Origin of the sequence: Agrococcus sp. HG114, from assembly GCF_024723325.1 — a bacterium.
GTDB lineage: Bacteria > Actinomycetota > Actinomycetes > Actinomycetales > Microbacteriaceae > Agrococcus.
Genome location: NZ_JANQCH010000089.1, coordinates 1 through 9,605, shown reverse-complemented (window position 1 = coordinate 9,605; position 9,605 = coordinate 1). Strand labels below are relative to the sequence as shown.

The following is a 9,605-nucleotide window of genomic DNA, read 5'->3' as shown; positions in this document are numbered from 1 at the left end:
AGCCGCGCGAGCGGCACCGCGAGGCCGGCGCCGCCGAGCGTCAGCAGCGTCGCGGCGAGCCCCGCGAGCTCGTCGCGGCCCGTGACCTGCGCGACGAGCAGCGATCCGACGCCGAGCGCGACGCCGTTCGACACGCCGCCGAGCGCCTGCGCGAGCGAGAGCACCGCGAGCGTGCGCCGCTGCGCGGGATGCTCGCGCTCCAGCGGCTCCTCGGGCACGTCCAGCCTCCCCGGCCCGGTCGTCGGCTCAGACCGTGACGACTTCGGCGTCACCGGCGGGCAGGCCCTGCTCGTCGGCGATGCGGCGGGCCTCCTCGATGAGCGTCGCGACGATCTCCGACTCGGGCACGGTCTTCACGACCTCGCCCTTGATGAAGATCTGCCCCTTGCCGTTGCCGGAGGCGACCCCGAGGTCGGCCTCGCGGGCCTCCCCCGGGCCGTTGACGACGCATCCCATGACCGCGACGCGGAGCGGTACCTGCACGTCCTTGAGGCCCTCCGTGACCGAGTCCGCGAGCGAGTAGACGTCGACCTGGGCACGGCCGCACGAGGGGCACGAGACGATCTCGAGCTTGCGCTCGCGCAGGTTGAGCGACTGCAGGATCTGCAGGCCGACCTTGATCTCCTCGACCGGGGGCGCCGAGAGCGAGACGCGGATCGTGTCGCCGATGCCCTCGGAGAGCAGGATGCCGAACGCGGTCGCCGACTTGATCGTGCCCTGGAACGCGGGCCCCGCCTCGGTGACGCCGAGGTGCAGCGGCCAGTCGCCGCGCTCGGCGAGCAGCCGGTAGGCCTTCACCATCACGACGGGGTCGTTGTGCTTGACCGAGATCTTGAAGTCGTGGAAGTCGTGCTCCTCGAACAGGCTCGCCTCCCACACGGCGGACTCCACGAGCGCCTCGGGCGTCGCCTTGCCGTACTTCTCGAGCAGGCGCGGGTCGAGGGAGCCCGCGTTGACGCCGATGCGGAGGGAGACCCCGGCGGCCTTCGCGCGCTTGGCGATCTCGCCCACCTGGTCGTCGAACTTGCGGATGTTGCCCGGGTTGACGCGCACCGCCGCGCAGCCGGCGTCGATCGCCTGGAAGACGTACTTCGGCTGGAAGTGGATGTCGGCGATGACCGGGATCTGGCTCTTCTTCGCGATGATGTGCAGCACGTCGGCGTCGTCCTGGCTCGGCACCGCGACGCGCACGATGTCGCAGCCGGTCGCGGTGAGCTCGGCGATCTGCTGCAGGGTCGCGTTGATGTCGGTGGTCTTCGTCGTCGTCATCGACTGCACCGACACGGGCGCGTCGCCGCCGACGAGCACCTTGCCGACCTTGATCTGCCGCGTCTTCCGACGGGGCGCGAGGGTGAGCGGCGCGGGGTTGCCGAGGTTGATGGCTGCCATGCGATCAGCCTACGCGGCGGCGCTGTGCCGCTCTCGCCGGGATGGCGACGGATGGCAGGATCGACCGGGTGATCACGGCAGCGGCAGACGGCTCATCCCTCGGCAACCCCGGCCCGACCGGCTGGGGCTGGTACATCGACGACGAGCGCTGGGCCGCGGGCGGGCAGGCGACGGGCACGAACAACATCGGCGAGCTCTCGGCGGTCGTCGACCTGCTGCGGCAGACGCGCGGCGTCGATGAGCTGCTCATCCTGTGCGACAGCCAGTACGTCATCAACTCGGTCACGAAGTGGATGGCCGGCTGGAAGCGCAAGGGCTGGCGGAAGGCCGACGGCAAGCCCGTGCTCAACCGCGAGCTGCTCGAGGAGCTCGACCGGCTCATGGCCGAGCGGGGGGCCGAGGGCGGCGTCGTGCGCTTCGAGTGGGTGCGGGGGCACGCGGGGCATCCGCTCAACGAGGCCGCCGACCGGCTCGCGAACGGCGCGGCCGCCGCCTACCAGCGCGGCATGGTCCCGGATGCGGGGCCCGGGTTCGGGGGTCCCGCACCGTCTGCGGCGCCCACGCGGGGCACCGCGGCCGCGACCGTCCCCGCGGACGCGCCGCCCGCATCCGCCCCGGCATCGGCCGAACGGCCCGCCCCCGCACCGAGCCAGACCCCGGGGCTCTTCGACGACCTGGACTTCCTCACCGACACCGGGGACGAGGCGGAGGTCGTGCGGCTCGAGCGGTCGCTGCTCTCGGACGACGTGCGCGCCGACCCCGCGAGCGTCGCGGCGCTGCTGCACCCCGAGTTCGAGGAGATCGGCGCCTCGGGCCGCCGCTGGAGCCGCGACGAGGTGCTCGCCGAGATCGCGCCGCTGCGCTCGCCGCTCGAGCTCGAGGTGCTCGCGACGCACGAGCTGCCGGGCGATGCGCTGCTGCTCGTGTGGCGCTCGGTGGGCGAGTCGAGCGCGCTGCGCAGCTCGCTGTGGGTGCGCTCCGACGGGCGGTGGCGGCAGCGCTTCCACCAGGCGACGCCGGAGGCGTGAGCGCTGGAGCTGGGCGCTCAAGCTCAGAGCGGAGCACCGCGCCCTGTGCCGAGGCCCGGGACGGGCCTCGGAGCTGGCGTCGCGGCGGAGGCACGAAAGTGCCTCCGCTTCCAGCTCCAGCGCTCACCCCCCGAAGAGCGAGATCGGCTTGACGATGTCGGCGTAGATGAGCAGCGCGCTCATGACGCCGAGCACGCCGGTGACGACGAGCGTGACCGGCACCCACTTCGCGGTGTCGAGCGGCGCGGCCACCCGGCCGCGCAGTCGCGCCCAGCCGCGCCGCACGGCGTCGACGATCGCGCCCAGGATGTGCCCGCCGTCGAGCGGCATGAGCGGGATGAGGTTGAAGACGAACAGCGCGACGTTGAGGCTCGCGAGCAGCTGCACCATCGCGCTGACGCGCTCGACGATCGGCACCTGGTCGAGGGTCGCGATCTCGCCCGCCATGCGCCCGACGCCCACGACCGACATCGGCCCGTTCGGGTCGCGCTCCCCCGGCCCGAAGGCGGCGGTCGCGACGTCGACGAGCCGCTGCGGCAGGTTGAGGATGAGCTCGCCCACGCGCACCACGTTGTCGCCGACGGCCGGCAGCACCGCGGTCGCGGGCTGCTGCTGGATCTCGTACTGCGGTCCGACGCCGATGAAGCCCACGGTCTCGGTGAGCGGCCGCCCGTCGACCTCGACCTGCTCGCCCCGCTCGTCGAACACGTAGCGCTCGGTCGCGAGGGGCGTGATCTCGAGCGTGCGCTCCTGCCCGTCGCGCTCGACGACGAGCTCGGTCGGGCGTCCGGCGAGCTCGCGGATCGCCTGCTGCACCTCGGCCCAGCCGGTCGCGGGCTCGCCGCCGACCGCGACGATCGTGTCGCCCGGCTCGAGGCCCGCCTGGGCGGCGGGCGCGAGCGGGTCGCCGGGCGCGCACTCCGTGCGCTCCTCGCTCGCGGCGATCACGCACTCCGAGACGCTCGCGACGGTCGTCGAGGGCACGGCGATGCCGAAGCCGCACAGCACGATCGCGTACAGCACGGTCGCGAGCAGCAGGTTCATGAGCGGCCCGCCGAGCATGATGACGATCCGCTTCCAGGTCGCGAGCCGCCAGAACGACCGCTCCTCCTCGCCGTCGTGGATCGAGTCGGCGCTCACGTCGCGCGCGTCCTGCACGAGCGTGTCGAAGAAGCCCGTCGACGCATCCCTCGACTCACCGCCCGGCTCCCGGGGCGGGAACATGCCCGACATCGAGATGTAGCCGCCGAGCGGGATCGCCTTCACGCCGTACTCGGTCTCGCCGAAGCGCTTCGAGAAGAGCGTCGGGCCGAAGCCGATCATCCACTGCCCCACGCGCACGCCGAAGCGCTTCGCGGGCCAGAGGTGGCCGAGCTCGTGCAGGCCGATCGAGACGGCGAGGCCGACGACGACGACGAGCACGCCCACGACGTACAGCAGGACGGCTTCCATATCGCCCGCCAGGCTACTGCCGCCGCCTATCAGTCGGGCACGAGCGGATGCGACGGCATCCATAGGGCGCGCGGCTACCGTAGGGCGCATGCCCGCACGCCGCCGCCCCGTCGCCGAGCGCGTCGCGCCGGGCGGCGACGCGCTCGGCCTCATCGCGGGGCTCGTCGGCCTCGCGCTCGTGGTGCTGCTCGTCGTCGTCGCGGCACGGCCGGGCGCGGAGGCGCCGCCCGTGCCGCAGTCGGCGACGGTGGCGGGCGCGGTGCCCGAGTCGGTCGGCGCGTGGCGTGGCGCGCAGCTCGAGAACGCGGCGATCGTCGTGCGGGCGGGGCGCGACCTCGGGCACTCCGAGCGCGATGTGCGGCTCGCGGTCATGGTCGCGATGGGCGAGTCGAGCCTGCGCGTGCTCGATCGCGGCGACGACGCGGGGCCGGACTCGCGCGGTCTCTTCCAGCAGCGCGACGGCTGGGGGCCGTACGAGGTGCGCATGGACGCGTACGGCTCGGCCGTGCTCTTCTACCGCGCGCTCTCGCGCATCGAGGGCCGCGACGCCATGCCGCCCACGCGCGTCGCGCACGCGGTGCAGATCAACCGCGACCCCGACCACTACGCGCGCTGGTGGGACGACGCGGGCGCGGTGGTCGCCGCGCTCGACGCCGCCGGCGTGCGCGTCGTGCTCGACCGCTCCGGCTGACGCCCGCCCCGTGCGCCGCGTTCAACCCCTCCCGCTCGATCCTCCTTCGCTCGACCCTGGCGCATACTTGGACCCCATCTCCCAAACGGGACCCGAGATCTCGGGTCCGCCTGCCGAGATGGGGTCCGTCGCGCGCGGCGCGGCAGCGCCGCGGGTCAGCCGCGCAGCCGCTTCCGCATGGGCACGTCCGTCTCCGTCGCGGTGCGGCGCACGCCGTCGCGGTCGACGTACTCGTACGTCGTCGTCGAGCGCTCTCCCGTCTCGGCGTAGCCGAGGCGGCGGTAGAGCGCCGCCGCTCTCGGGTTGTCGACGCTCACGCCGAGCTCGACGAGCGTCGCTCCCATCGCCGCCGCCTCCCGCTCGGCAGCGCCGATGAGCGAGGCGCCGACGCCACGGCCGCGCGCGGCCTCGGCGACGAAGAGGTGGCGCAGCTCCGGCACGTCACCCGGCACGAGCACGCTCGAGCCGAGCGGCTCGCCGTCCTCGAGCGCTACGAGGAAGAGCGCCTCGCCCGCCTCCTGCCGGCGCAGATGCGACGCGGCCACAGCGGCGCCGGGAGGCTCCGACGCCGCGAGCCTCGACGCATCCGCCGCCGTCGCTCGGCGGACCTCGATCGTCAGCGGCCGACGCCGCAGATCTCGTCGGCGGTGCGGCGGGCCCAGCGCTCCGCCTCGAGCACCCGCTCGACGGTGAGCTCGCCCGGCTCGTGCTGCTCGAGCACCCGCTCGACCGCGGGGAGGATGTCGAGGAAGCCGATCTCGCCGAGGTGGAAGGCCTTGACCGCCTGCTCGTTCGCGGCGTTGAACACCGCCGGGAACGTCGACCCCGCCCTGCCCACGCGCTTCGCGAGCGCGACAGCCGGGAACGCCTCCTCGTCGAGCGGCTCGAACGTCCAGGCGGATGCGCGGGTCCAGTCGAGCGGGGCGCCGACGCCCGCGACGCGGTGCGGCCAGTCGAGGCCGAGCGAGATCGGCAGCCGCATGTCGGGGGGCGACGCCTGCGCGATGGTCGAGCCGTCGGCGAACTCGACCATCGAGTGCACGATCGACTGCGGGTGCACGGTGACGTCGATCGCGTCGAGCGGCACGTCGAACAGCAGGTGCGCCTCGATGACCTCGAGGCCCTTGTTGACGAGGGTCGCCGAGTTGGTCGTGACCATCGGGCCCATGTCCCACGTCGGGTGCGCGAGCGCATCCGACGGGCTCACGTCGGCCATCCGCTCGCGCGACCAGCCCCGGAACGGGCCGCCGGAGGCGGTGAGCACGAGTCGGCGCACCTCGCCCCGGTCGCCCGCGCGCAGGCACTGCGCGATCGCCGAGTGCTCGGAGTCGACCGGCACGATCTGGCCGGGCCTGGCCCGCGCCATCACGAGGTCGCCGCCCGCGATGAGCGACTCCTTGTTCGCGAGCGCGAGCACGCGGCCGGCGTCGAGCGCAGCGAGCGTCGGGGCGAGCCCGACGGAGCCGGTGATGCCGTTCACGACGACGTCGCACTCGACCGACTCGATCATGCTGACGGCCGCGTCGGCGCCGAGCGCCGCCTCGCCGCCGAACTCCGCCTGCTGCGCGTCGAGGCCCGCTCGGTCGCTGCCCGCGACGAGCCCGACGACCTCGAACCGGCGCGGGTTCGCGCGGATGACGTCGAGCGTCTGCGTGCCGATCGAGCCGGTCGAGCCGAGCACGATCACGCGGCGGCGCATCAGCGCTGCCCCTCGGCCGCCGCGCGGTCCCCTGGCGCGTGCTCCGCGACCACCCGTCCGTCGGCCACGATCGTCGCCTCGTGCAGCACCGGGAACGCGACGGACGACGCGATGAAGCAGTCGCGACCGGCCTGCTCGTGCGCGTCGAGCGCATCCGCAGCCCGCGTCGCGTCGGCGATCGTCACGACCGGGTGCAGCACCGCGCGCGTGAAGCGGCCGCCCGTGCCCGCCGTCTCCATCTCGCCGGTCGCGGCGTCGCGGTAGGCGGTCACGACGATGCCCCGGCTCGCCGCCTGGTGCAGGTAGCTGAGCATGTGGCACTGCGCGAGCGCCGCGAGCAGCAGCTGCTCGGGGTTGTGGCGGCCGCGGTCGCCGCGGAACGTCGGGTCGGCGGAGCCCAGGATGTCGGGCAGGCCCTCGACGCGCACGACGTGGTCCCGCGTGTAGGAGCGATGGGTCGCGGTGCCCTCGGCGCCCGCACCCGTCCACTCGACCTCGACGGCGTAGGCGTGGCGCATCGGCATGGCCCCAGCGTACGGGCGCGGCGCGGGAGGCGCTGGGAGCGTGCCCGGGCGTAGGATCGGCGGCATGACTGACACCGCCGTTTCCGCGCCGTCGCGCTCCATCGTCACCGAGATCCCCGGCCCGAAGAGCCGCGAGCTCCTCGAGCGCAAGGCGGCGGCCGTGCCGCAGGGCATCCCGCACCAGCTCCCCGTGTTCATCGCCGAGGCGCACGACGCGATCATCACCGACGTCGACGGCAACCGCTTCATCGACCTCGGCTGCGGCATCGGCGTGACGACGATCGGCCACACGAACGACGCGGTCGTCGCCGCGGTGCGCGACCAGGTCGGCAAGCTCACCCACTCGCTCTTCGGCACGACGCCGTACGAGCCGTACGTGCGGGTCGCCGAGTACCTCGCGAAGCACACCCCCGGCGCCTTCGAGAAGAAGACCTTCTTCGTCAACTCGGGCTCCGAGGCCGTCGAGAACGGCGTGAAGATCGCGCGCAAGTTCACCGGCCGCCGCGCCGTCGCGGTCGTCGAGCACGGCTACCACGGCCGCACGAACCTCACGATGACGATGAACTTCAAGCCGGCGCCGTACGCGACCGGCATGGGCCCGCTCGCCTCCGACATCTTCCACGCGCCCGGCTCCTACCCGCTGCACGACGGGCTCGACGGCGCCGAGGCGGCCGAGCGCACCCAGTACTACCTCGAGAAGCACGTCGGCGTCAGCGACCTCGCATGCCTCGTGATCGAGCCGATCCAGGGCGAGGGCGGGTTCATCGTGCCCGCCGACGGCTACCTGCCCGCGATGCAGGAGTGGTGCACCGCGAACGGCGTGGTGATGATCGCCGACGAGGTGCAGTCGGGCATCTGCCGCACGGGCGCGACGTTCGCCTCCGAGCTGTTCGGCTGGGAGCCGGACATGGTGCTCTCGGCGAAGGGCATCGCGGGCGGCATGCCGCTCGCGGGCGTCACCGGCCGCGCCGAGATCATGGACTCCGTGCACGTGGGCGGGATCGGCGGCACCTTCGGCGGCAACCCCGTCTCGTGCGCCGCCGCGGTCGCGATCTTCGAGCAGATCGAGCGCGACGACCTCAACGCGCAGGCGCAGCGCATCGAGCGCGTGATGCGCCCGCTGCTCGACGGCCTCGCCGAGAAGCACGAGGAGATCATCGAGGTGCGCGGGCGCGGCGCGATGCTCGCGATCGAGTTCATCGACCCGGCCACCGGCGCGCCGATCATGACCGCCCCCATCGCGGCTGCCGCGGGCCAGGACGGCGTGCTCGTGCTCACGGCGGGCACCGACTACAACGTGCTGCGGTTCCTCCCGAGCCTCGCCATCACCGACGACCAGCTGCGCGAGGCGGTCGACGTGATCGACCGGGCGATCGCGCAGGTGAAGTCCGCGAGCTGATGCGCGTCGGGGTCCCGCGCGAGGTCAAGGCCGACGAGGCCCGGGTCGCGCTGACCGCGACCGGCGCGACCGAGCTCGTCGCGCACGGGCACGAGGTGCTGGTCGAGACCGGCGCGGGCCTCGGCAGCGGGATCCCCGACGAGGCGTACGAGGCCGCGGGCGCGCGCATCGTCGCCACCCCCGAGGATGCCTGGGCGGCGCCGCTCGTGCTCAAGGTCAAGGAGCCGGTCGGGCGGGAGCTCGCGCTGCTGCGCGACGACCTGACGCTGTTCGCCTACCTGCACCTCGCGGCGGCGCCCGAGCTCGCGCAGGCGCTCCTCGACCGCGGCACGACCGCGATCGCGTACGAGACGGTGCGCGGCCCCGACGGATCGCTGCCCATGCTCGCCCCGATGAGCGAGGTCGCCGGGCGGCTCTCTGTCACGCAGGGCGCGTCGCTGCTCACCGCCCCGGCGGGCGGCGCGGGGCTGCTGCTCGGGGGCGTGCCCGGCACGCGCGCGGGTCACACGGTCGTGCTCGGCGGCGGTGTCGCCGGCACCGCGGCCCTCGAGATGGCGGTGGGGCTCGGCTCGCGCGTGACGGTGCTCGACGTGTCCCTGCCGCGCCTGCGGCAGCTCGACGCCGCGTACGGCGGGCGCGTGCAGACGCTGCACTCCAATCGCGTGACGGTCGAGCGCGCGGTGCTCGACGCCGACCTCGTGATCGGCTCCGTGCTCATCCCCGGCGCGCGGGCGCCGAAGCTCGTGACGAACGACATGGTCGCCCGCATGCGGCCCGGCTCGGTGCTCGTCGACATCGCGATCGACCAGGGCGGCTGCTTCGCCGACTCGCGGCCCACGACGCACCACGACCCCGCCTTCCGCGTGCACGGCTCGGTCTTCGCGTGCGTCGCGAACCTGCCGGGAGCGGTGCCGCGGACCTCGACCGAGGCGCTCACCAACGCGACGCTCTCGGCGACGCTGCGGCTCGCCGACCTGGGCTGGCGCGAGGCGCTGCGGGCGGATGCGGGGCTCGCCGCCGGTCTCAACACCTCGGCCGGGCGGGTCGCGCACGAGGGCGTCGCGTCGGCCCTCGGCGCTCAGGCCGCGCCGGTGTCGGCGCTGCTCGCGTAGCGCAGCCGCTCGAAGCGGCCGCCGAGCAGGACCCACGCCGGCGCGTCGCGCATGGGCGGGGTCAGCGGCGCGTGCCGCAGGACCTGCCGCAGCGCGCGCTCCTCGACGCCGAGCACGACGACCGGTCGCTCCGCCCGGAGGCGGTCGAGCTCGCCCCACGCGGCCTCCCACTCCGCGACCGAGCCCATGATCGCGGGCGCGCTCGCCCCGGCCGACGGTCCCGCGGCCGCGTGCCACAGCCCCGCGGGCACGTGGGCGGCGGGCCCGGTGACGACCGCGACGGGGCCGGACGGGAGCGGCACGGAGCGCGG

Annotated in this window: 10 protein-coding genes and 1 pseudogene; 4 read left to right on the top strand and 7 right to left on the bottom strand. The window is 74.0% G+C overall.

Annotation, left to right across the window (positions count from 1 at the left end):
• Nucleotides 1–218 (bottom strand): annotated as a pseudogene (locus NWP09_RS09290) (MFS transporter); the annotation flags it as partial.
• Nucleotides 219–246: 28 nt separating this feature from the next.
• Nucleotides 247–1,389 (bottom strand): flavodoxin-dependent (E)-4-hydroxy-3-methylbut-2-enyl-diphosphate synthase, encoded by a 1,143-nt coding sequence (ispG, locus tag NWP09_RS09285; protein ID WP_258275233.1) that lies wholly within the window; start codon nt 1,387–1,389, stop codon nt 247–249.
• 68 nt (nt 1,390–1,457) lie between these two features.
• Between ispG and NWP09_RS09280 the strand changes: the two genes are divergently transcribed.
• Nucleotides 1,458–2,417, top strand: coding sequence for a ribonuclease HI family protein (locus NWP09_RS09280; protein WP_258275232.1), 960 nt, complete (start codon nt 1,458–1,460; stop codon nt 2,415–2,417).
• Nucleotides 2,418–2,540: 123 nt separating this feature from the next.
• On the opposite strand, the gene NWP09_RS09275 is transcribed toward NWP09_RS09280, so the two are convergent.
• A complete protein-coding gene (locus NWP09_RS09275) occupies nt 2,541–3,869 on the bottom strand; it encodes an RIP metalloprotease (protein ID WP_258275231.1) in 1,329 nt (442 codons plus the stop codon).
• An 88-nt stretch (nt 3,870–3,957) separates the two neighbouring features.
• On the opposite strand from NWP09_RS09275, the gene NWP09_RS09270 reads away from it, so the two are divergent.
• Nucleotides 3,958–4,560: a hypothetical protein gene (locus tag NWP09_RS09270; protein WP_258275230.1), complete on the top strand. Its 603-nt coding sequence runs from the start codon at nt 3,958–3,960 to the stop codon at nt 4,558–4,560.
• A 155-nt stretch (nt 4,561–4,715) separates the two neighbouring features.
• Here NWP09_RS09270 and NWP09_RS09265 read toward each other — a convergent pair whose 3' ends face one another.
• The 3 genes from NWP09_RS09265 to NWP09_RS09255 all read right to left on the bottom strand — a co-directional run bounded on the left by NWP09_RS09265 (nt 4,716) and on the right by NWP09_RS09255 (nt 6,783).
• Nucleotides 4,716–5,105 (bottom strand): GNAT family N-acetyltransferase, encoded by a 390-nt coding sequence (locus NWP09_RS09265; RefSeq protein WP_258275229.1) that lies wholly within the window; start codon nt 5,103–5,105, stop codon nt 4,716–4,718.
• Nucleotides 5,106–5,176: 71 nt separating this feature from the next.
• Nucleotides 5,177–6,259 (bottom strand): 1-deoxy-D-xylulose-5-phosphate reductoisomerase, encoded by a 1,083-nt coding sequence (gene dxr / locus NWP09_RS09260; protein ID WP_258275228.1) that lies wholly within the window; start codon nt 6,257–6,259, stop codon nt 5,177–5,179.
• Nucleotides 6,259–6,783, bottom strand: coding sequence for an OsmC family protein (locus NWP09_RS09255; RefSeq protein WP_258275227.1), 525 nt, complete (start codon nt 6,781–6,783; stop codon nt 6,259–6,261). Before NWP09_RS09255 ends, dxr begins: the two co-directional genes overlap by 1 nt.
• Before the next feature lie 64 nt (nt 6,784–6,847).
• On the opposite strand from NWP09_RS09255, the gene NWP09_RS09250 reads away from it, so the two are divergent.
• Together NWP09_RS09250 and ald are read left to right on the top strand one after the other, a co-directional pair.
• The gene (locus NWP09_RS09250; RefSeq protein ID WP_258275226.1) at nt 6,848–8,182 is read left to right on the top strand and encodes an aminotransferase class III-fold pyridoxal phosphate-dependent enzyme; all 1,335 of its coding nucleotides are present in this window, start codon (nt 6,848–6,850) and stop codon (nt 8,180–8,182) included.
• The gene (ald, locus tag NWP09_RS09245; protein WP_258275225.1) at nt 8,182–9,294 is read left to right on the top strand and encodes an alanine dehydrogenase; all 1,113 of its coding nucleotides are present in this window, start codon (nt 8,182–8,184) and stop codon (nt 9,292–9,294) included. Before NWP09_RS09250 ends, ald begins: the two co-directional genes overlap by 1 nt.
• Here the strand turns inward: ald and NWP09_RS09240 are convergent.
• A partial coding sequence (locus tag NWP09_RS09240) for a hypothetical protein (RefSeq protein WP_258275224.1) occupies nt 9,261–9,605 on the bottom strand: 345 nt, incomplete at its 5' end. The genes ald and NWP09_RS09240 overlap by 34 nt on opposite strands.

Coding starts and splice junctions, on each gene's coding strand:
- ispG (WP_258275233.1), bottom strand. CDS start 1,389: ATGGCAGCCATCAACCTCGGCAACCCCGCGCCGCTCACCCTCGCGCCC.
- NWP09_RS09275 (WP_258275231.1), bottom strand. CDS start 3,869: ATGGAAGCCGTCCTGCTGTACGTCGTGGGCGTGCTCGTCGTCGTCGTC.
- NWP09_RS09270 (WP_258275230.1), top strand. CDS start 3,958: ATGCCCGCACGCCGCCGCCCCGTCGCCGAGCGCGTCGCGCCGGGCGGC.
- dxr (WP_258275228.1), bottom strand. CDS start 6,259: ATGCGCCGCCGCGTGATCGTGCTCGGCTCGACCGGCTCGATCGGCACG.
- NWP09_RS09255 (WP_258275227.1), bottom strand. CDS start 6,783: ATGCCGATGCGCCACGCCTACGCCGTCGAGGTCGAGTGGACGGGTGCG.
- NWP09_RS09250 (WP_258275226.1), top strand. CDS start 6,848: ATGACTGACACCGCCGTTTCCGCGCCGTCGCGCTCCATCGTCACCGAG.
- ald (WP_258275225.1), top strand. CDS start 8,182: ATGCGCGTCGGGGTCCCGCGCGAGGTCAAGGCCGACGAGGCCCGGGTC.